General features: G+C 44.9%; 18 protein-coding genes. 14 read left to right on the top strand and 4 right to left on the bottom strand.

Features of this window, described 5'->3' with window-relative positions:
- Positions 1 to 5 precede the first annotated feature (5 nt).
- Complete coding sequence (gene asnB, locus MJ595_RS03335; RefSeq protein ID WP_263081121.1) at positions 6 to 1913, top strand: asparagine synthase (glutamine-hydrolyzing); 1908 nt, start codon at positions 6 to 8, stop codon at positions 1911 to 1913.
- 5 nt (positions 1914 to 1918) lie between these two features.
- Positions 1919 to 3097: a CDP-glycerol glycerophosphotransferase family protein gene (locus MJ595_RS03330; RefSeq protein ID WP_263081120.1), complete on the top strand. Its 1179-nt coding sequence runs from the start codon at positions 1919 to 1921 to the stop codon at positions 3095 to 3097.
- Between the two features lie 61 nt (positions 3098 to 3158).
- On the opposite strand, the gene MJ595_RS03325 is transcribed toward MJ595_RS03330, so the two are convergent.
- The gene (locus MJ595_RS03325; RefSeq protein WP_263081119.1) at positions 3159 to 3752 is read right to left on the bottom strand and encodes a toluene tolerance protein; all 594 of its coding nucleotides are present in this window, start codon (positions 3750 to 3752) and stop codon (positions 3159 to 3161) included.
- Positions 3753 to 3950: 198 nt separating this feature from the next.
- On the opposite strand from MJ595_RS03325, the gene MJ595_RS03320 reads away from it, so the two are divergent.
- Positions 3951 to 4229: a hypothetical protein gene (locus MJ595_RS03320; RefSeq protein ID WP_263081118.1), complete on the top strand. Its 279-nt coding sequence runs from the start codon at positions 3951 to 3953 to the stop codon at positions 4227 to 4229.
- Positions 4230 to 4658: 429 nt separating this feature from the next.
- On the opposite strand, the gene MJ595_RS03315 is transcribed toward MJ595_RS03320, so the two are convergent.
- Both MJ595_RS03315 and argH read right to left on the bottom strand, forming a co-directional pair.
- Entirely contained in the window at positions 4659 to 5147 is a 489-nt protein-coding gene (locus MJ595_RS03315; protein WP_263081117.1) for a hypothetical protein, read from the bottom strand.
- 64 nt (positions 5148 to 5211) lie between these two features.
- Positions 5212 to 6597: an argininosuccinate lyase gene (gene argH / locus MJ595_RS03310; RefSeq protein ID WP_263081116.1), complete on the bottom strand. Its 1386-nt coding sequence runs from the start codon at positions 6595 to 6597 to the stop codon at positions 5212 to 5214.
- 144 nt (positions 6598 to 6741) lie between these two features.
- Between argH and hemC the strand changes: the two genes are divergently transcribed.
- The 11 genes from hemC to emrD all read left to right on the top strand — a co-directional run bounded on the left by hemC (position 6742) and on the right by emrD (position 21584).
- Positions 6742 to 7665 carry a hydroxymethylbilane synthase gene (gene hemC, locus MJ595_RS03305; protein WP_263081115.1) on the top strand — a complete coding sequence of 308 codons (924 nt, stop codon included), beginning with the start codon at positions 6742 to 6744 and terminating at the stop codon, positions 7663 to 7665.
- Positions 7666 to 7730: 65 nt separating this feature from the next.
- A complete protein-coding gene (locus MJ595_RS03300) occupies positions 7731 to 8516 on the top strand; it encodes a uroporphyrinogen-III synthase (protein WP_263081114.1) in 786 nt (261 codons plus the stop codon).
- Entirely contained in the window at positions 8513 to 9748 is a 1236-nt protein-coding gene (locus tag MJ595_RS03295) for a uroporphyrinogen-III C-methyltransferase (protein ID WP_263081113.1), read from the top strand. The genes MJ595_RS03300 and MJ595_RS03295 overlap by 4 nt, the downstream gene beginning before the upstream one ends.
- A complete protein-coding gene (locus MJ595_RS03290; protein WP_263081112.1) occupies positions 9745 to 11013 on the top strand; it encodes a heme biosynthesis protein HemY in 1269 nt (422 codons plus the stop codon). Before MJ595_RS03295 ends, MJ595_RS03290 begins: the two co-directional genes overlap by 4 nt.
- A gap of 4 nt (positions 11014 to 11017) precedes the next feature.
- The gene (locus tag MJ595_RS03285) at positions 11018 to 11407 is read left to right on the top strand and encodes a DUF423 domain-containing protein (RefSeq protein ID WP_263081111.1); all 390 of its coding nucleotides are present in this window, start codon (positions 11018 to 11020) and stop codon (positions 11405 to 11407) included.
- An 85-nt stretch (positions 11408 to 11492) separates the two neighbouring features.
- Positions 11493 to 12185 carry a tRNA (guanosine(46)-N7)-methyltransferase TrmB gene (gene trmB / locus MJ595_RS03280; RefSeq protein WP_263081110.1) on the top strand — a complete coding sequence of 231 codons (693 nt, stop codon included), beginning with the start codon at positions 11493 to 11495 and terminating at the stop codon, positions 12183 to 12185.
- Positions 12186 to 12378: 193 nt separating this feature from the next.
- The gene (locus tag MJ595_RS03275) at positions 12379 to 13752 is read left to right on the top strand and encodes a hypothetical protein (RefSeq protein ID WP_263081109.1); all 1374 of its coding nucleotides are present in this window, start codon (positions 12379 to 12381) and stop codon (positions 13750 to 13752) included.
- A 71-nt stretch (positions 13753 to 13823) separates the two neighbouring features.
- Positions 13824 to 16028: an SPOR domain-containing protein gene (locus MJ595_RS03270; protein ID WP_263081108.1), complete on the top strand. Its 2205-nt coding sequence runs from the start codon at positions 13824 to 13826 to the stop codon at positions 16026 to 16028.
- Positions 16029 to 16231: 203 nt separating this feature from the next.
- A complete protein-coding gene (locus MJ595_RS03265; RefSeq protein WP_263081107.1) occupies positions 16232 to 17359 on the top strand; it encodes a transposase in 1128 nt (375 codons plus the stop codon).
- A 181-nt stretch (positions 17360 to 17540) separates the two neighbouring features.
- Positions 17541 to 19577, top strand: coding sequence for an AsmA family protein (locus tag MJ595_RS03260; RefSeq protein WP_263081106.1), 2037 nt, complete (start codon positions 17541 to 17543; stop codon positions 19575 to 19577).
- Between the two features lie 681 nt (positions 19578 to 20258).
- On the top strand, positions 20259 to 21584 hold the full coding sequence (gene emrD / locus MJ595_RS03255) for a multidrug efflux MFS transporter EmrD (protein ID WP_263081105.1): 1326 nt from the start codon (positions 20259 to 20261) through the stop codon (positions 21582 to 21584).
- A 57-nt stretch (positions 21585 to 21641) separates the two neighbouring features.
- Here emrD and MJ595_RS03250 read toward each other — a convergent pair whose 3' ends face one another.
- On the bottom strand, positions 21642 to 22265 hold the full coding sequence (locus tag MJ595_RS03250; protein ID WP_263081104.1) for a chorismate mutase: 624 nt from the start codon (positions 22263 to 22265) through the stop codon (positions 21642 to 21644).
- Positions 22266 to 22337: the final 72 nt, after the last annotated feature.

The following is a 22337-nucleotide window of genomic DNA, read 5'->3' as shown; positions in this document are numbered from 1 at the left end:
TTATCATGTGCGGAATTCTAGGTTACTTTTCTGCCACTTGTCATCTCCCATCTAAAAACCAATTCAAAACATCCCTCATGCTTCAACAGCATAGAGGCCCAGACAGCTATGGAATATATGATAACAATGAAATAATGCTAGGCCATGTTCGGCTAAGCATTATTGACTTAGACAACCATGCAAACCAACCAATGATTTGTAATAAAAATGAGGTGATTTTAGTATTTAATGGTGAAATCTATAACTATTTAGAGATCAAACAAGAGCTTATTAAAAAAGGTTACCTATTCTCAACAAACAGTGATACAGAAGTTCTATTAAATAGCTATATAGAATACGGAATATCATTCATAGAAAAGCTAATAGGAATGTTTTCTTTTGCAATTTATGATAAAAGGAAAGGTGAAACCTTCATTGTTAGAGATAGACTGGGAATAAAACCTCTTTATTTCACACAACCTAAAGAAAATACAATAATATTTTCATCTGAAATAAAAAGCATACTCAGTTTATCATCTAAAAAAAGAGAGATAGATTTATCTGCCATATCATCATACTTATCATTTCGATATCCAATACTAAACAATACATTCTTCAAGGATATTAACTCTCTTAAACCAGGTTGCTATATCCATATCAAAAATAATGCAATACAAATAAAAAAGTACTGGTCTTTAAGTGATAATATTAATAGTAGTGTTGAACATGAGGAAAACTATTATATAGACAAAATAAAAGAGTTAATATCCTCATCTGTACGTTATCGTATGATATCAGATGTACCTATAGGCGCATATCTTTCTGGAGGAGTAGACTCAAGTATTATAACTTCTATCATGGCAAAAAACTCATCATCTCCAATCAAAACATTCACCATAGGATTTGATGAGGAAAACTACAATGAACTAAAATACGCTAAAATAGTTGCTGATCAATATAATACAACTCATCATGAAATAATTCTAACTGCTGACCAATATATTGATACAATGGATCAGCTAATATCTTATAAAGATGCTCCTTTAGGAGTGCCAAATGAAGTACCTTTATATTTAATGTCTAAAGAGCTAAAAAAACATATTACTGTTGTACTATCTGGAGAAGGCGCTGACGAAATTTTTGGCGGTTATGGTCGGATTTTTAGATCTTCTGACGACTACAATAAAATCAACGATCCAAATAACAGAAAGAATAGTGATTTTATACAAAAAGTATTAACCAAGTATGGCACAAGCAGCTTTGATTCTGAGCTAGACCATTTTTTAAATATATATAGTTATACTCCTGAAGAGTTAAAATCATCTCTTTTCAGAGATAAAGCATCATATATTGAAAGCAAAAATAGACTAATAAACCACTTTAAAAATATATTTAAAGAGATAGAAGATCAGTCTTACTTAACTAAAATGTTATACAGTTTCGAAAATGTACATCTTCAAGGCCTCCTTCAGCGGGTAGACACCACCACAATGGCAGCTAGTGTTGAAGCAAGAGTTCCATTTGTTGATCACAGATTAGTAGAGTTTGCCTTTTCAATACCTAATAAATATAAGATAAAATGGAAAAACAATATACCCGGTAATATAAATACTCTACTCGGGGATGAAATCTCTGAAATATATGACACTCCGAAATACATTCTAAAAAAATCATATCAAGACTCATTAAATAAAGAAATACTATATCGTAAAAAAATGGGTTTCCCTGTCCCTTTGCACAATTGGCTTGGTGGAAACTTTAAGAAATACGCAACCAGCATTTTGACTAGCAAAAGCTCTCTGATCACAGACTTTATCAATAGAGAAACTATAATAAAAATGATTGAAAACCCCATACTAAAAACAAGTCATGGACATGCCATGAAAGTCTGGATGTTAATAAACATAGAGCTGTTCTTAAGAAAATATTTTTAACTATCATGTCAAAAAAACTAATTTCAAAGCTACTATTCCCTTCCCTTTCAAGAGTAATAAAAAAAAAGAACATCATCTTTTTTTTTATTGATAAAGAACAAACATGGGGAGGAAACTTGCGTGCATTATTTGAACACATATATCAAAAGGGGAAATTTAAAACTATAATAATAAACAATGGAATAACTCCAAATACATATATTCAATCAATGTACTCAAAAACAGAGGTATATAGCACTTTACCTAAAAATAAAATACTAGATGCCCTTAAAGCAAAAGTTTTTATAATAACACATGGGAAAAAGCCTCTTTTAGGATGGTTTACTGGAATAAGAGGGTACAAGCTAGTCAATGTATGGCACGGAATCCCAATAAAGGCAGTAGGTAACCTACAAAAAAATTATACGGAAAAAGGGTTTAAAAAGACATATAAAAGAAGTCAGGATTATGATCTTTTCTGCTGTTCTTCAAACACCGACAAAGCCATAATGAGTGCTTGCCAGCTACTACATGGAAACAAACTTTCAATAACAGGAATCCCTAAAACTGATTGGCTACTTTGCAATGAAAACAAACTACCGAAGGATTATATTGAAGATTTAAGAAGAATCAAAGAATCAACAAAAGGTAAAAAACTTGTTTTTTACGCTCCTACATTTAGAGATGATCCTAATGATGATTATTTCTTCTCAGATAACGAAATAGGCAGCTTAGTAAAATATCTCGATCAAAACAATTTAATTTTAGGTGTCAGATATCATGGAGTTGCTTTACAAAATAATTTCAGAGCAAAGCACCAAAGACTAATTAAAAACAATTCCATTATTGATTTAGGGGCAGATCAATATTCTGAATCAAATATAATCCTTCGACAAACATCTATTTTAATATGCGATTACTCCAGTATATTTGTTGATTACTTACTACTTGATAGACCAATAATACGATTTGCTTATGATTTAAACAAATACAAAAAATCAAGAGGACTACTTTACAACTATGAAAAAGTATTACCAGGACAAATCACCTACAGTATCGAGGATATAAAATCCAACATAGATGATCAGCTAGTATCGAATCTAAAGGAAGAATACAATGCAAAATGGATTTTCCATCACTTTACCGATGATCAATCATGCCAACGCATTTATGATGAAATACTCACTATGACAGGCAATATTTAAGAATATAAAACATCTATTATTTAAACCATTTCAGAAAAAAATTGATATCCATTTCCATTTATTAATGGTTTAAATAATACTCTTGCAACAATTCAAACTGCTCCGGCGATTCAAAATCACTCTTCACATACCGCTTCATATGATTGAAATTGCGAATCACCTCGGCTTTTCGCAGTGGTCTGCCTAGAAACCTCATATCAGCGATATCAATCAGGCCAAACTGGTCTTCAGGTGTCAGCACAATATTTCCAAAGTGCAGTGACCTGAAATAGATCCCTTCCTGATGCAGCTGATGGATAAACTGTCCAAGTCTTTTGATCAGGTTGTCTGTCAGCTGTCCTTTCTTAAATAACTCCCTGATGGTAAAACCGGCCAGAGGGGTGTACTGAACCGCAGTTTTTCTTGGCACCGGCAGGTTCATAATCCTCTGTATCTCAACTGTAGGAATTCCCATTGTCTTAAGCTTTTCCGCATTAGCTGCAAACTTAAGGGAATAGGGTCTGATCAGGGACCATGACAGCATATTCCGACGCCTGAAAATCTTTAGAAAACTTTCATCAGCCAGACGCAGCACTTTTGGCCCGAAGGTATCCCGTTCGATGACCCTGGCATTGGTCATTAAGGCTTCATACTGGTCTTCTGTCAGTTTTCTCATTGATGGGGTCTTACGTATCAAGTAGGGCTGGCGAGGATGAGGTCGTCCTCCGGGACTGCAAGCAGAGACGGCATTATTACCAGATATGGTGCAAAAAGGAAGAGGTATCACCGCTGGTTAATACTGATTCTCTATCCTTGATTACTACAAATTAATAACTAATCTATTAATTTATATTAATCACAATAAACTACTGTTATGCGCTACCTGAAACCCAACCAGCACGGTCAAGTGACCATTCCGGTGGATTTGTGTCATCAACTGGGGATTACCCAGGAGACCCACCTGAAAATTTCGCTGACTGAGGCAGGTGATATTCTGCTTACGCCAGCCACACAAGCCCAACAAAAACCACCCATTGAAACGCCCCATAAACACTTTAAGCTCACTATGAGCCATGAAGAGTTAGAGAAACTCATTAATGATGGACGTTCAGAGGTGTTGGTGCCTAAACCGCGCCCAGTTAGAGAACCGTAATTTGATAGAGCTGTGATGAGCGCGCTTTAGTAATCGCTTCGCTTAATGAACAAGTCGAATATCCGGTTTTCAAACGAGTTTTGGTTTAGCCCAGATATTTCATAAATATGCTCCCCGGTACGCCCCCTGTTAAGCTTTGAAAAACCGGAAGAGGCGACAACTATGCTGGCACAGGGGGTTCCCAAGCCCAAGCTCCAGAAGTTGTCGAGAAAGTCTCAGCGCAATGCCCTGTTTTTTTTGGAACCAGGAAGAACACTAATTACACCAAGGCTTTTTTAAAAATTCTTCGTGCTCTTCGTGGTTCGAAAAAACCTTTTGCAACAGTCTCTCCAGTCTGGGAATGTATACTTCTCCAAGTCGTAACAATTAGAGACATCCGTCTGCATTCCCAGCGAGGACGCTGGGAACGAGAAAAAAATTTAGTTGGTATTAATTAGTTGGATGAAGTTGGCGAATTAGTAGTTCCAGCTGTTTTAATTGCTCCTGTGTTTTTGCATGTTGCTCATCACTCCGCTTCAACTGAGCCTGTGTTTTTGCATGCTGATCATTACTCTGCCTTATTTGCTCCTGCGTTTTTGCATGTTGCTCATCACTCCGCCTCAATTGAGCCTGCGTTTTTGCATGTTGTTCATCACTCCGCTTTATGTGTGCCAGTACATCTGCATGTTGCTCGTCACATCGCTTGAAGCCAGCAAAGGTGGCGGCGGTGAGGGCTGATAAACCACGCTTTAGATCAGCAACGTCGCCTTTCAGGGAGGCGATATCCCTGTCGTGCTGGTCAAACCGTATCCGGTTTTCCCTCTGGTTTTCCTGAATGATCTGGTGCGTCTCCCCTGTAATTTTTATCAGGTTGCGGACAGCACCATCAAGAGAGTCAAAGTTAGACTCAAGCCTCTCTACTCTTTTTTCAAGCCCCATGATCATTGCCTGTTATTGTTGACCGTGGGGTGAGTATAGTCGAAAAAGTTATTGCCATTTTTTCTCAGGGTAAATGTAGTCTTGCAGCCCTGACAGCCTCCCGTACCTGGTTTGGGGCAGTCCCTCCCAAATGATTCCGTGACTTAACAGAACCACTTAAGGTCAGCACCTTAAAAACATCCTCTCCAATTGCATCAGAAAATCCCCTTAATTCCTCCAGAGTCATTTCCGATAAATCCTTTCCTTCCTTAACCCCATAGGCCACAGCTTTGCCCACCACCTCATGGGCATTGCGAAAAGCCATGCCTTTTACCACAAGGTAGTCCGCCAAATCCGTTGCCGTGCTAAAACCTCTTCTCGCTGCCTCCGCCATGTTTTCCGGTTTGCTTTGGATATGAGGCACCATATCAGCAAAGGCCCTCAGGCATCCTTTCAGGGTATCTACCGTATCAAACAGTGGTTCCTTATCTTCCTGGTTATCCTTGTTATAGGCCAGGGGCTGGGACTTCATTAAGGTCAGCAGTGATATCAGGTGGCCGTTGACCCGACCGGTTTTTCCCCTCACCAACTCCGGGACATCGGGATTTTTTTTCTGGGGCATGATAGAAGAGCCGGTACAGAAACGATCAGGCAATGCTATAAAATCAAACTGTGCAGAAGTCCAAAGTACCAACTCCTCTGACATCCTTGATAAATGGGTCATCACCAGGGCTGCCGCTGCACAAAACTCAATGGCAAAATCCCGGTCACTGACAGAGTCCAGTGAATTCCGCGTTGGCCGGTGGAATCCCAATAAACTGGCAGTGTAGTTACGGTCTATAGGATAGGTTGTTCCAGCCAGGGCGGCAGCGCCTAAAGGGCAGAAATTGAGCCGTTTCCGGCAGTCCAGTAACCGCTCATAATCCCTGACCAGCATTTCATACCAGGCCATCAGGTGATGACCGAAGGATACTGGCTGTGCCGTCTGCAAGTGGGTAAAACCGGGCATAATGGTTTCTGCTTCCTTGTCAGCCAGATCCACCAGCCCTTTTTGCAACCGGACTATTTCATCGGTAATAAGATCAATTTCGTCCCTTAGCCATAGCCGTATATCCGTTGCCACCTGATCGTTTCTTGACCGGCCTGTATGCAGTTTTTTTCCTGTTTCGCCGATACGCTCGGTCAGGCGGGCTTCGATATTCATATGAATATCTTCCAGCTCAACAGACCACCGGATCTTACCCTGTTCAATATCAGCCAGTATACCTTCCAACCCCTGAATTATGGCAGCCATCTCATTGTTTGAAAGCACCCCTGACTTATGCAGCATCCGGGCATGGGCGACGGAACCTTCAATATCGTGGCGATAGAGTCGCTTGTCAAAATCAATGGATGCCGTAAACCGGGCAACAAAGGCATCAACCCCTTCACTGAACCGCCCTCCCCATTGCTGGTTACTGCTATCTGACATGACCGGCCTCTCTAGTTTTCATTATTTGGTGTTTGGCATTATAGGTTTTAAAAGCCTGCCATACAGCCATTATCCGGGAGAGTTTATGGACGATTGCCATTAGCGTATGATCAGCCCTTTCTTCCGATGATAAAGCAGAAACCCGTGAAGACCATCCGTATCGCCACTCGCAAAAGCGCCCTGGCTCTCTGGCAGGCAGAATATGTAAAGCAACAGCTTGAGCTCCATCATGCAGGTATCCGGGTGGAGCTGGTTAAAATGACCAGTAAGGGTGATCGTATACTGGATGCCCCCCTGGCAAAAATAGGAGGGAAGGGGCTATTTGTTAAAGAGCTGGAAACCGCCCTATTGGAAAACAGGGCAGATATTGCCGTTCACTCCATGAAAGATGTGCCCATGGCTTTCCCTGACGGTTTAAGACTGGGTGTTATCTGCCCTCGTGAAGACCCAAGGGATGCCTTTGTCTCTCAGCATTATCAAAGCCTGAGCCTGTTACCGGAAGGTTCTGTGGTGGGCACCTCCAGCTTGAGAAGACAGTGCCAGCTACTCTCTTTAAGACCCGATTTAACGGTTAAATTCCTCCGGGGTAATGTAAACACCCGTCTGGAAAAACTGGATAACGGCCATTATGACGCCATCATCCTTGCAGCGGCTGGCCTTATTCGTCTGGGCATGAAAGATCGAATCTGCAGTTATCTTTCCACACAGGAGAGCCTGCCCGCAGCCGGACAGGGAGCCGTTGGCATTGAATTACGTGATAATGACCAGGAAACCCTGCAACTTATTGCACCTTTGCACCACCAGGATACCGCCACCTGCGTAGAAGCAGAGCGAGCAATGAACCGGCACCTGAATGGCGGCTGCCAGGTGCCTATTGGTGGATTTGCAGAACTTGAGAATAACAAACTCCACCTGCGGGGACTGGTGGGGCAACCGGATGGCAGCCTGATTATCAGGGCGGAGGTCACCTGTCCTGCAAACCAAAGTAAAGCAGCGGGTATTGAGGTTGCAGATGCTTTATTAAGTCAGGGAGCCCATAAAATTCTGGCAGAATTGGGTCATGGTTAATAAAGGGTCGTATAAGCTTCTATTTTCCTGTTAGTTGTATAATTTTTTGCGCTTTCGGATCTACTATGCACTTGCACTCAATCCGAGCCCTGGTAACCCGGCCGAAGCACCAGGCAGGACCATTAACCCGGGCAATCCGACGATATCAGGGAATGGCCTGGGAACTTCCCATGCTGGAGATTATTCCCATCGAGGAAAGCCAGTCCATGCGCGATACCGTCTTGTCCCTTGATGAATTCCGGAAAATAATAGTCACCAGCCCTAACGCTGCCCGTTTTGCCCTTGAACTTATTGACCGTTACTGGCCCCAGCTGCCGCTGTACACAGACTGGTATGCCGTTGGGGCAGGCACTGCAAAAATACTTTCAGATTATGGCATCAACGCAACGCAGCCAACGGAGGGTTCTAATAGCGAGGCCCTGCTGGAAATGGCAGCCCTGAAGGCAGTTAATGATGAAAAGGTTTTAATTATAAAAGGGCAGGGGGGACGAAAGCTGCTGAAGGAAAGCCTTCAGAAAAAAGGAGCCAACGTCAGTTGTCTGGAAACCTACTTTCGCCAGCCTCCTGACTACTCAGCCACTGCTTTGCCACACCTGCTGGAAAGCAATGGGATCAATGTAATTCTCTGTAGCAGTGGCGATACGTTAAAGAACCTGATTAACTACTTACCTGAGAGGTTTTTTAATGTTTTTTATAAATTGTGGCTGGTTATCCCTGGCAACCGGGTTGCAGCCATTGCCAGGCAGTCAGGATTCAACAACATCGTCATAGCCAAAGGTGCAGACCTGGACTCTCAACTTATTGCCCTAGAAGCCGTACAAAAGAAAATTGAGCATACTTCTTGTAAATGACTAAAGAGCAGCGAAGAACCATCGTGAGCGATACAACACAAAATAACCCTGAGTCGGACGCTGACCGTTTAGACTCCACCGGTGCAAAGGGAAAAAAATCAGCGAAGGCAAAAACTTCAAGATCCATCCAGCCTGTCACTATTCTGGCTCTCATTATTGCCTTGGCTGCCCTGACTGGCACCGCTTATATCGGATGGCGGGGACTAACCCTGGAAAATCAGGTATCCCAGGCCATTCCCCGAATCGAACAAGCTGATTACCAACTGTCACAACAGCAGACTCAGCTGACCCGGACCAGCCGTCAGATAATCCCCATACAACAACAGTCCACGGCGCTGGAACAAAGGGGTGAACGACTACTGACGCGAGTTGACAAACTCACCAGCCAGGTAAGAAGCCTGGAGGGTAGCACCCGGATTGACTGGTATCTGGCGGAAATAGAATACCTTCTGCGACTGGCCAACCAGCGTCTTCTGATGACCACCGATATAGAGGGCGCAAAAACACTACTGGCCAGCGCTGATGAGGTGCTCAAAAATCTCGACAATTATAATCTCTTTACCGTTCGTGAAGCCCTAGCTGAGGATATTGCGGTATTAAACGACACACCGGCATTTGATCAGGAAGGCATTTATCTGAAACTCCAGGCATTGGGTCAGCAGGTTATGTCCCTCCCGCTCCTTGATGCCGATCGCTTTAATGTGGAAAAAAGTGCAGAACCCAAAGTTATCAGTACTGCTAATGATAGTGACTGGAAAACCATGGCCTTATCGGGCCTTAAGCGCGCCTGGCAAGAGTTTTCAGGACTGTTCCGGTTTACTGCTGATAGAACCTCCCCTGTTGAGGTGCTATTAACCCCTGAACAGGAGGGCTTGATCCGTCAAAATATTCAACTGTTGATTGAGCAGGGTAAAGTATCCCTGTTAACCCGTCAGCAAGTGGTTTACCAGGATAGTCTTCAGCAGGCGACCCAATACCTCCAAAAATATTTTGCCCTGGCCGGTGATCACAGCCACTCAACCATGGCTGAACTGAAGTCGCTGGCCACAATTAACGTCAATCCGGAAATGCCTGTGATTAACAGGGCACTGGAAGCCCTGAAGCACATTCAGGTACAGTCAGCGCAGGGCTCCCAAAATCAACAAACACCTGAGCCGGTCGGCATTGCACCGGCAGGGGATAAAGACTCCCCGGCAGACAGCCTTGTCCAGAATGGAGGACAAGGTGAATGAAAAAGTTTGCCGTTTTTTTAGTACTGCTGGCAGGCTGTTTCTTTCTGGCCAATGCCATGATTAACGACAGTGGCTATGTGCTGATTGCTTATGAAGGAATGACCCTGGAAAGCAGCCTCTGGGGTATGTTTCTGTTGATTCTGATTACCATTGGCGTGGCCTGGATCGGGATAAAACTGGTCAAGCTTTCCCTGGGTGCCAGCACACTGCTTTACCCCTGGTCGGTCAAAGCCCGCAAAAGCAAGGCCCAGCGCCTTTCCGCAAAAGGGCTGGCCGAATTTAGTCATGGTCACTGGAAAAAAGCAGAAAAATTGTTATCACAGGCGGCTGAAAGCGGTGAGGCACCGTTAATCAATTATCTGGCCGCTGCCCGTGCCGCCCATGAGATTGGTCGCATTGATGCCAGCGCGGAATACCTTCGCCATGCCGACAGCAAGGCGCCGGGAGCTGAAATCGCCATTGGTATTACCCAGGCTCAGCTTCAGCTTTCCGGGGGGCAACTGGAACAAGCCCTGGCAACCCTCACTCACCTCCACAAAAAAGCACCGGCCCATGCCTATATCTTGAAGCTGTTAAAGCAGGTCTATATAAGGCTCAGTGACTGGCAAGCCTTAGCCAGGCTACTGCCAAAATTAAAAAAGCATAAAGTAGTGGATGAAAGGCAGTACCGACACCTTGAAAAGCAGGCGTTTAAAGCCCTTTTTGAACAGGCCTTCCGGCAAGGCCGGTCACAAAAACTGGTTGAAGACAAGGTTCGGCCTGCCAATAAGGTGTGGAGTGGACTCACTGCCCACCAACGTCGCAGTGCCTCTATGCTCTATCGTTATGCCCATTGCCTGGCACTCCTGGGTGCCGATGAAAAAGCCGAACGGTTATTAAGGGAAAACCTGGCTAAAAGCTACAGTATCAACCTGATACAGCTTTATGGAAAGGTGAAGGGCAAAGATGCCAATAAGCAGCTGTTAACGGCTGAAGCACTGCTGAGCGAACGCACTAATGATCCGGAACTGCTGCTCGCCCTGGGTCGGCTGGCAATGCGGAATGAACTCTGGGGTAAGGCCAGGGAATATTTTGAAGCCAGCCTGCGCCTGAGAAAATGTGTGGATACCTACAACGAGCTGGGACGCCTGCTTGCTCACCTTGAAGACCACGAAAGGAGTTCCCGCTACTTCCGGGAAGGGTTGCAGCTGGCAACAGAGCAAGCCACACTGTTGCCTGCAACGGTACCAGCAACAGGACAATCACAGGCAGAAGGCCCATGGTAGCCACATGAATCACCGCTACCTTTTATCAGGGGCCCTCGGCGGTTTTCTGGCCGTGGGCCTGAGTGCTTTCGGTGCTCATGCACTACAGGATCTGCTATCCGAGCGCTTGATGGCTGTCTATCAGACGGCTACCAGTTTTCAGATGTACCATAGTCTTGCGTTGGTACTGGTGGCTCTGCTTACCGCCAGCCATCCAGACTCTAAAAGCCTCCACTGGAGTGCCTGCTTTTTCCTGGCAGGAATACTGTTATTCTCTGGCAGTCTGTATATGCTCTGCCTGACAGGGACGCACTGGCTGGGAGCAGTCACTCCCATTGGCGGGATTGCTTTTATGCTAGGCTGGTTAATGCTGGTACTCTTTGCCATAAGGAATCATAAAAGTGAAAACTACTGAGCTTTTGCTGCCCCGCTACTTATTTGCAAACCTTGTGCTGACAGGTATCTTAGGAAATTGATAATTAATTGCCATTGGTAAATCAATGACCGAATCTGTCGAACATCGCCGCAAAATAAAAAGCTTTGTACTCCGGGCTGGCCGTATGACCACGGGCCAGCAACGGGGCTGGGATGAATGTTGGGATAAATGGGGCCTGAAACTGGAACAAGGCAAAATTGACCTTGATTCGGTCTTTGAACGTACAGCACCCACTGTACTTGAGATAGGCTATGGTATGGGGCTGTCTCTGGTGGCAATGGCCAAGGCCGCACCAGAAACCAATTTTATCGGGGTTGAAGTCCATCGCCCGGGGGTCGGCAGCCTGCTTAATGAAGCTAATATAGCCGGGGTAAGCAATATCAGAAGTTACTGTGATGATGCCGTTGAAGTGATCAAACAATGTATTCCTGATGCCAGCCTGGCACGGGTACAGATTTACTTCCCTGATCCCTGGCATAAAAAGCGTCACAACAAGCGTCGTCTGGTGCAACCTGAGTTTATTGAACTGTTGAGGCCCAAGCTGGCCGATGGCGGCATTATCCATCTGGCAACTGACTGGGAAAACTATGCAGAACAGATGATGGAAGTGATGACTACCGCCGAAGGATTTAAAAACCTGGCGGGTGAATATGCTTTTTCCGATCGTCCGGAATACCGTCCCGAAACCAAGTTTGAGAAACGTGGCCAGCGTTTGGGGCATGGGGTTTGGGATTTGCTTTTCGCCAAGAGCGAGTAAGCCTGTCTCCCCGCAAGCTACTGCCTGTATCCATTTCAGGGTAAAGGCAGTAGCTTTTTATACATTTCAGTCTACAATAACTGAAGTCTTAAAGTGATCAGGGATTACTGTGGTTTTCAGTGATTAACCAGCCTTGCTATTCGCCCAAGTCATAAATGTATTCTTTAGTTAATTCCAGGTTTAATGGATATCAATGTTATTTTTATCAAAACAAAGAGTATATTATTTTATTATTCTTTTATTATATCCGCTCTCCCTCCATGCCTTACACCCAACTTTAATGCTCTCACCCGATTATTTACTCCATACACTAACTAATGAGCAGCTGCTGAATATCTTTTTAACCAAGGTCACTAAAACCAAACATTCACATCATAGTGTAGAAGCCATGATAACCTGGAAGAAACGGCTGCTTCTCAGCCCGGAAGACCTAAGGAGTAACTACCGGTTAAAACCTGACCTTCTTCAAGAAATTGATCTTTTGTCCATTCAATATCACGCATACCTCTGTGCAACAAGATTAGAAAGCAATGACCCAAGCGCCTACTGGAGTGCAAGACAAAAGCTAGATGATCTTTTAAATCCCGGACAGTATCCTGATTATAATCCAGGTGATCAAAAAATATTTAAAAGGATGCAAAGATTAAAACAGCAGTCCCGGGAGCTAAAGCCACTGATCACCACATTAATAGAGGAACCTGCCTGGCAGGGTGAGAGGGTTTTCTTAATCAAAGAGCCAGCAGAGTCGCCATTTAACGGGTTTGTCGTTAGTGCTCAAAAAGGGTACTATCAATCAGAATCTATTTTAATGAACACAAGTATTTCCGACAAAAGCAAAAATCCTGTTTTAAAAATAACCCTCCATACCCATCGGCCGGTCAAACTAAAAGAGCCATTAAAAGTAGTCGTTAAAGAGACCCTCAAAGAGCACTTTGAAAAGCCAAACAAAAACATCAAAATTATTTTATTAGTTACAAGTAGCTCACAGTTAATTCCTGAGCAATACATCCTCACTTATTACAACTTTATTTTAGATTGGATACCCAATCATGTTGATTTTATTCAGTCATGTCCTGATCAATGGGAAATAGCCATTTCCCAGTTACCAAATACAAAAAAACTTTGTGAAAAAACGCTTCAATACACACCATACACCCAAAGCCTGGGCAATGCCTGCTTAACTATATACCAGACAAAAATTCCCGTTTGTAATGGTGTCACAGCTATACAAGAAATCGATCCTCCAAGAGAATGGCTTCACCTGCAATATATCCAGCAATGGGCCTGTAGCAAGATATTAGAAAATAGGCAATATCATGAAACTGTTCCAGAGCAGGTTGCCCCTATATTAATAAAAAAACTGGAGAAGCAAGATGAGAGGGAAGAAGGGTCTATTGCCAATACTGATGTCCTGACCTCAATGATTCAGAGATTACAGATCAGTCGTAAAAAAGGTGAACGTGATTTAGAAGAATGGAGGGCAAAGCAAAAACAAAAAGAAGGTGCGCTTCATAAACGCCGAAAAGATAGTAATGATACCCGAATGCAATGGTTCACCACCCATTAATTTTCTCATCTCCCCTTGCAATCGACATTAAAAAAGGTAATGTGTAGATATTGGTCAAAAGGATCTGACCCATGCCCAGTGGAGCGTTGTTTAAGGATAAACAGCTCAGGCTATGTGTCGTGACAACCCTGGCTACAGGTACTGTCGTTTACCCGGCAGAGGCTTTGCTTTTGCCTCCCAAACCCCTGGCCTTTAGTTCTACATGGGATTGTCGTTCTGACAGCGATAACGAGTGGTTGTGCCGTAACCGATCGGATCTCGGATACAGTGCATCACTGGAGTCGGTTGCTCATGATAGCCGCCGCCAACCAAGCACTAACCCCGGTGCCAGCTCAGGCTATAACTCCGCGTTTGTAGCAGTGCCCGCTGTTGCACCAGGCACTGACTATTACCCTGAATATCCTGAAAGCACGCCCTACAACGAACTATCCTTTAACTCTCCTGTAACAGACAGTGCAATCCTGCTTGAGCTATTGAATGCGCCGCCTGACAGCTATGTATTGCAATGGCTGGCAGCCAATAGCCGGGAGCCGCTGGAAAACCTGAAGTCCCGTTACCCTGTCCTGCAGGAAGCCACTATTGCTGAATATCAGCGTGCCGGAAAACAGTGGTTTATTCTGCTGGATGGCCCCTATCCCAGCAGGATAGCCGCCATGGCAGCACTGAAGAGAGAACCGCGTTCCGCCATTGCTGACCGGTTTTATCCATGGACCCGCTCCGTTGCCAGTATTCAACAGCTTGACTTAATGCGCCCAGACCAGCTTATCAGTGGCCGGACTGACTCGGGAAGTTCACCTGGGGAGCGGCAGCTTCCCTATAGCTCCTATAACAGTTCATACAATACCAGGCCAGCCTTCTCCGGTGATGGTCACTATCAACAGCCTAACCCTAACCCTGACCCGGCTATGCGGCAGCCAGCACCTGCCCATTATGATAACCCTGCGAATTACCATAATCCCAATAGCCATTACATGCCGGGTTATGACAATCACAGGCCACAGTCTCAGCAAAGGTTTGAATCCAGCTTTATTAATGAACAGGGATTTGAGAAGCCCAATCCTGACTACCCCATAGCCTACAATCAGCCTTATCCTCATTCTTCAGTGAATAATGTCACCCCGGGAGAAAGTAATAAGCCCCCATTTAATTCCCGGGGCAGAACCTTATCGGGAGCCAATTCCTATCACCAATCGCAAGGATTTCCCGTAAGGAAAGCCCCTCAAAGTTATTACCCCGAACCGCAACCTCTGGAAAACCCTGGATCTTATTCAGGCTACTATCAGGAACCTGTTAACCCTCCTGCGCAGCCATCAGGACAGTACCAAAGATTACCTGATGGCAGACCAATGAACTTGGCAACGGCATCGACGGCTCCCCAAGGCTATATTCCAGCGCAGCCAAATCAAAACAGGGAACCTCAGCCTTTCCATGGACATAATAACGGCAGATTTTCTGTCCCCCGGCAGCGCTATCAGGAAACATTACCTGGCGCGGGGGCACCAGACTTTAATCATCAGCCGTCGGAATATTCTGACTATGGCTACAACCCTGACTTCTACCGTCAGAACCCACAACCGGAACCAACCTACAACGATCCATTCACTGGCAGACAGGCACCTGTTCATAACTCCCGAAAAAACAGTGAAAGTTTTAACCCGCCCCCAGGCAGTTATACTATCCAGTGGCTTGCAGCCAATAATCGCAACACGCTTGAACGTTTAAAGCTGCGATACCCGATACTTCAAAACACCCGGATTCTGCGCTACCAAACCGGCAGCTCAGATCGCTATATTCTTGTGGGAGGCACATTCAATAGTCAGGAGGCTGCCCAAAAAGCCCTTTCACTGCCACCGTTCTCACGGCTCACGACCCGGCTCTATCCCTGGGTCAGGCCTGCTGAAGGTATTCAGCAAATGATTGCATCCAGTCACAGTAAACGTTCTTCCAAGCCTCTTGCCGCAGCCTATTCAAAACCATTGCAACGGATTATCACCAATCCGGATAGCCGTTATACCATTCAGTGGTATGCCGCAAACCGTCCTGAAGCCATTCAACGGATGAAACAGCGGTTCCCACAGTTATCCAATGCCGTGACAGTGCATTACCGTCGTAATCAGAGAGATTGGTATGTATTGTTACAGGGACAGTTCAGCAGTAGTCAGGAAGCAACCTCTGCCATTAAGTCACCTGCCATGAGGGATGCTGCCCGAATCCTGCATCCATGGACCCGCCCCATCAATTCGTTGAAAAGGTTGAATCTCAGAGAGCAAAGTTAATTATCGGTTAATATAACCATGATCCATTGATTTGGTTATATCAATAGATGTCACTGATCTTCTCCCTTCAGTTAAGTTTCTTTATCCAAAATCCGCGTAATACCCCCACTGACCTAAGTGGGGGATACAAGCGATCAGTCCGCTGGGGGCTGGCTATATACGATACTTGAAACTCCTACATGCTTTTGTCTATTCTCGTAAGCATGAAAACAAAACGTGCTTACAAATACAGATTTTACCCGACAGTTGAGCAAGTAAAGCTACTTGCCCAGACCTTTGGCTGTGTGCGTTTTGTTTACAATCATATCCTCCGCTGGCGTACTGATGAGTACTATAAAAACGGCAACAGCGTTAATTACAACGATGCCTCAAAGCAGCTTACAGAGTTAAAAAAGAACTCTGAATATCAGTGGTTGAAAGATGTTTCTTCTGTGCCTATCCAGCAATCATTACGCCACCAACAAACAGCCTTTAAAAATTTCTGGGAAGGCAGGGCAAAGTACCCTGTTTTCAAAAAGAAACATGCCAAGCAAAGCGCTACTTTTGCGGCTTCTGCTTTCAGTATGAAAAACGGACAGTTGTTCATTGCCAAGAATAAAGAGTCACTGGCTATCAAGTGGAGCAGAGAGCTACCTTCAAAGCCTTCCAGTATCACTATTAGCAAGGACAAGGCCGGGCGGTATTTTGTCTCCATGCTCTGTGAACTTGAGTCTAAACCAATGCCAATCAGCAAAAAGACGGTGGGTATTGATTTAGGTTTGAAAGACCTGTTCATCACGTCAGAGGGTGGAAAATCCGGTAACCCAAAGTACTTCAAACGCTATGAGCACAAGCTCGCCCACCTACAGCGTCAACTGACCAAGAAGCAGAAGGGTAGCAGTAACCGGGCTAAAGCAAGGCTTAAAGTTGCCCGTCTCCATGCAAAAATAGCCGATTGCCGGATGGATGCTACTCACAAGGCATCCCGCAGATTGATTAACGAGAACCAAGTGATCTGTGTCGAAGATTTGGCTGTGAAGAATATGGTTAAAAATCCAAAGCTGGCAAAGCATATCGCGGATGCCAACTGGGGAGAGTTTGTCAGACAGTTGCAGTACAAAGCTGAATGGGCTGATCGTACTGTGTCTGTCATTGATAGATTCTTCCCCAGTTCTAAGCGTTGCCCCAGTTGCGGATATGTCCATGAAAGTCTGCCGCTATCAATCCGTGAATGGGATTGTCCAGAATGCAAGACACACTGGGATAGAGATATAGCGGCAGCTATCAATATAAAAACCGTCGGACTGGCGGGGTTAGCCTGTGGAGCGACTGGAACAGGGATTGCGGCCTAGCTACAATCCAGGGAAGGCGTGTTGAATCAGGAAGCCTGTTGGGTGACTAACGGGAATCCCCCACCGAAATCAGGTGGGGGAGGATGTCAAACGGTCAATAACTCCAACATCTAAAAAATAGGGGTAAAATAGCTCTAGCCATGATCCATTACAATTCCCAAACCTGAAATCGAGGCTATACATGAACCGTACTATCAAGTGGATAGCTATGCTGCTGGCAGGGTTTATCTTGCTAATGGCTTTAGCTGCCGTACTGCTGCCAAAATTTATAGATCCCAATAACTACCGGGATGATATCTCCCACTTAATCCATAAAAACACCGGCTTGACTGTCACGATCAATGGTTCGATGGGGTGGTCCGTATTTCCCTGGATTGGCCTTTCCATAGAAGACGTCTCCATTGCTGGTACGGACAACTCAAAACTGGCCAATTTAGGTAATGCTGAAGTCAGTGTAAAATTACTGCCACTGCTGAGCAAAAAGATAGAGATCCAGACCGCCCGGTTAAACGGACTCAACCTTAACCTGATCCGGGCCAAGAACGGCAAAGGTAACTGGGAGATAGCCCAAGGTACTGGCAAACCTGAACCAGAGACAACAGCGGCTGAGCCATCAGATCAGGGCAAAACCTCTGAACTCACACTTGATATTGCCAGCGTCGAAATTAGTGACTTGACCGTGCAGTATGATGATCAGGTCTCAGGAAACCGTTATACCCTCAACCAGGCCAGCCTGAAAACCGGGGCCATACGCAACCAGCAACCCTTTGATATAACCATCAATGCACTGGTCTCAGCGAAAGAGCCTGCACTGAACTTGAAAACACAACTTCAGTCAACTATCACCTTAAACCTGAATAAAAATATATATGATCTCACCAACCTGGTGATTTCCCTGCAACCCGGCCAGGATGATGGTGAGTCCATAAACCTGAAAGGTAATATCCACTTTCAACAACAGCCCCTACTGGCCAAAGGGCAGCTTAATGTATCCCGGTTCAATTTGAACAAGCTGCTAACCCAGCTAAATATCCAGCTTCCTCCCATGGCTGATAAACAGGCATTAAACCAGTTTTCATTCAATACCAGCTTTAAAACCGATGGCAAGACCTTAAGCAGTGACAACCTTGACCTGAATCTGGATGATTTTAGTCTCAAGGGGTATCTATTGGTCTCAGACCTAAAAAAACAGGCTATTTCATTTAAGTTTACCGGTAATGACCTGGTTCTGGACAACTACTTGCCGCCACCGGCTAAACAGGCAGACGCTTCCGGGAAAAAAAAACAGCAACAACAGAAAGCAGAAGCAACCCTTGCTACAAGCAATGAACAGCCCCTGATTCCCGAGGATTTGCTCAGACCTCTCAATATCAAGGGATCTTTGAGCCTGGCCTCTTTAACCGTTGCAAAACTCAAGTTTGTACAACCTGCCCTTGACCTTAAGGCTGCCAACGGACAACAAACCATCAAGCTTGACTCAGGATTTTATCAGGGATCCATTAACGTGGACGGGCAGTTAAATGTCCGCCAGAAAGGACGTCCCAAAGCCAATATGACCGCAGCCCTCAAAGGCATCAATCTGGAAGCTATGGCGACCCCTGTGCCAGCGTTAAAAACAGTTCAGGGGGTAGTCAAGGCCGACCTGAAGATGAGTACCGCCGGGTTACTGCAAAGTGCCTTGACCAAAAATCTCAATGGCTCCATGAGCTTTAACATCGATAAGGGTGCCTTTACCGAAGCTAATTTTGACCGGATGGTGTGTGAAGGCATTGCCAAAATCAGAAAAAAACAACTTCAGAAAACTGACTGGGGCAAGGTCACGCCTTTCCAAAACCTTAGCGGCACCTTTATTGTCCGTAATGGTATTGCAACAAACAATGACTTAACGGCAGTCCTTTCCAGCCTGAACCTGAAAGGCGATGGCAAGGTTAACCTGGTTCAACAGACCCTGGACTATCACGTGGGACTTAATATAAGAGGAGATGAAGCCCCTGACAGCGACCCTGCATGCCAGATCAATGAAGACTATGTGGACGTCACCTGGCCTGTACGCTGTACTGGAAAACTGGGTGAGCAAAGTTGCGGCCTGGATACCGAACGGCTAGCACAAACGGTTGCAGAGCTGGCTAAAAAAGAAGCCCAAAAGCGAATTAAAAAAGAAATAGAGAAAAGTGTCGATGGCCCTTTAAAGGACGTTTTGAAAGGGTTTTTTAAATAGTAGTAGGCTATTTGAAAAATAGCGCCTGTAGCGATGATCGTAGTAGATTTTCAGAACAATTTACTACGATCGAAAACTGCATGAATACAGGAGCTAAAACACCGGTACACACTCCCGATAACAGAGGGTATCGTAAAATTACGACAAAAACCAAGCAATAAAAAAATACACACTACTAAAAATAAAACGAAATTATTACTGCATATAAAAGAATATATCGCTTATTTATGTTGAAAATATTTATATTTCCAGAAAAAAAACCAATGTTATAAATCCTGTGATAAATACCTATTGCTCTCGTTTCTCCTGCTCTATAAATTCGCCTTAACTTTATACGGCAAGGCTTTTCCATTGCACTAAAAATGGGGTTGCCGCTAATTGGTTCTTATGTATGATAGGACACCATAGCGATACCTCTTAATAGGAAAGCTCCATGCAGATTGCGCTTCTAACTCACATAAGGATTATCTGAAGTCAATCATCTATAAAGTTAAATCCGGCTTTCCTTTGGTGGCCAAAAGCTGTGTTCACAGCTTAAAAAAATGAATAGCGTTTAAAGCAAACACTTGATGGCAGGTGGTGTTCTGTTATCTGCACATCTTGTGAAAAGATGGGTCTCACTGATTAATAGCCAAACGGGCAATACACAGCCGAGTGATTCTTTCACCCGGTCATTTGAGTATGGTCTGTCTATTCCCGCTGGTAATTAATCATCCCGAGAGTTTATTTAATTTAGGGCTTTATTATCTGGTTCAGGATTACACCTGCATTCAGTGTCGTTGTTTCGCCTGCATATTTTTAGAGATTAATGAAATGAAGCAACAGGGTTTCTTTCAGGTACTATTTGTTTTAGTGGTTCTGACTGCCTGTGGACAGCTAACAAACACTATTTATGTACCCGCAATGTCGCAAATGGCTGCCGACCTTGCCGTAGAACCTATACGAATTCAGGCTGTAATGGCCATGTACCTTATTCCTTACGGTTTCTCGCAGTTTATCTATGGTCCTTTATCCGACCGGTATGGCCGCAAACCTTTAATGCTGGTTGGCTTGATGGTATTTGTTGCAGGCTCATTAACTGCCAGCATAGCCCAGAGCTTCGAGCTGCTTCTGCTTGGCAGTTTTATTCAGGGGCTGGGAACCGGCGTCGGAGGCGTCATGTCCCGTACCGTTATGCGCGACCTTTACAGCGGCCTGAATCTGCAAAAAGCCAATAGCTACATCAGTATGGCATTGATCTTCAGCCCCCTGATTGCGCCAATGCTGGGAGGCATTATCGCCTCAACCTTTGGCTGGCAAGCCTGCTTCTGGTTTCTCACAGGTTTCGGCGTACTGGTCTGGCTTCTGGTATTAACAGGTTTCAAGGAAACCCACCAGCACAAGGATGGACCTCGAATGAGTGCTCTGGCCAGCTACAAATATGTGTTCAGCCACGGTCAGTTCAACGGATTTATGATTACCCTGGTTGCTACCTTCGCCGGAGTCGCCGTTTTTGAAGCAGCGGCTGGTGTATTATTCGGTGACTTAATGGGGCTTGATCCAAAGCTGATTAGCATCTTGTTTGTCTTGCCAATCCCGGGTTATCTTGCCGGTTCTTGGCTGGCTGGCAGGCTGGCTAAAAAGCATGGCCTTGAGACAATCATTGGCCTGGGTATTGCCATGCTAATCCTTGGCTCCCTGAGCATGCTACTGGCTGGCCTGATGGGTTACCTCAATATTCCGGTTGTGCTTATACCGGCTACATTGTACTTCCTGGGCGGGGGTCTGGTCTTTCCTACTGCGACAACGGCCGCTTTAGAACCTTTACCCAACAATGCAGGCGTCGCCGGTGCTGTATTGGGTGGTATGCAAAACCTCGGAGCGGGTGTCGTGACCCTGGTATCGTCCAGCATGCCTATGCAAAACCAGGTTCCCCTGGCAGCAGTACTTTGCGTCCTGACCCTTCTGGTTGTGATGATCTTTCGTCTGCAACTGGCACCAGCAGGGAATCGGGCAACTGCTCAATAATTAAATTTTTATTGATATACAGTCCTAACTGATAGGGAATAGCCTATTCCCTATCCCCTATCCCTTCTTATCCACACCTGTTAGCTTGATCTCTGATAGTCCCCGATAAAGTTTTACCTTGTCTGCCTGACTTAACCGGGCAGTGGCAATAGTCTTTACAAATAACTTTTCCTGGGTCGGTGAAAAAGAATAACCACGTTTTAGAAACTGCTTGATGGATATCAGGAGATCGTTTCCTAACTCCATCAATGCCGGACGGATCACAGTTATCAAATCAGCGGGTTTATAATCCGCAGGAAGAGGGCTTGATAGCCAATCCGCACGATAACGGTACTGTATGGCTTTAGCGGCACTGATTTGAGCTTCAAAAAAATGCTCAATACTATCGGGATCAAGCCCCAGCCTTTCTGCCTGCTCCCTTGAACTTTTGATGACTGCCCACTCTCTTTGGAGATCCTCCACGGGGCTATGATTCCGGGCTTTGTATGCTGCAACATCTTTCATATAGCCGAGCCGTTTATCGATCAGGTTAAAAATGGCAAGGGCCTCATTGCTCTGCAACCCATAGGCAGGGAAAGCCGCTAAAAAACAAACGGCCATTAGTAAAGAAAAAACCGGCTTTAACCACTCATAGGGCAGAAAGCCAAGGTTATATCCAGGCGGTTGATTTGCTTTTCCCATGGAATCACAGACCTTTTATGAATTTTTTATTCAGATGATTCTAGTCCATCATTTCAATGATGTTTAACCCCC

This window comes from Endozoicomonas sp. Mp262 (assembly GCF_025643335.1).
Classification (GTDB): domain Bacteria; phylum Pseudomonadota; class Gammaproteobacteria; order Pseudomonadales; family Endozoicomonadaceae; genus Endonucleibacter.
Note: the sequence above shows the minus strand (reverse complement) of the source record. Positions and strands in the feature narration are given on the sequence as shown.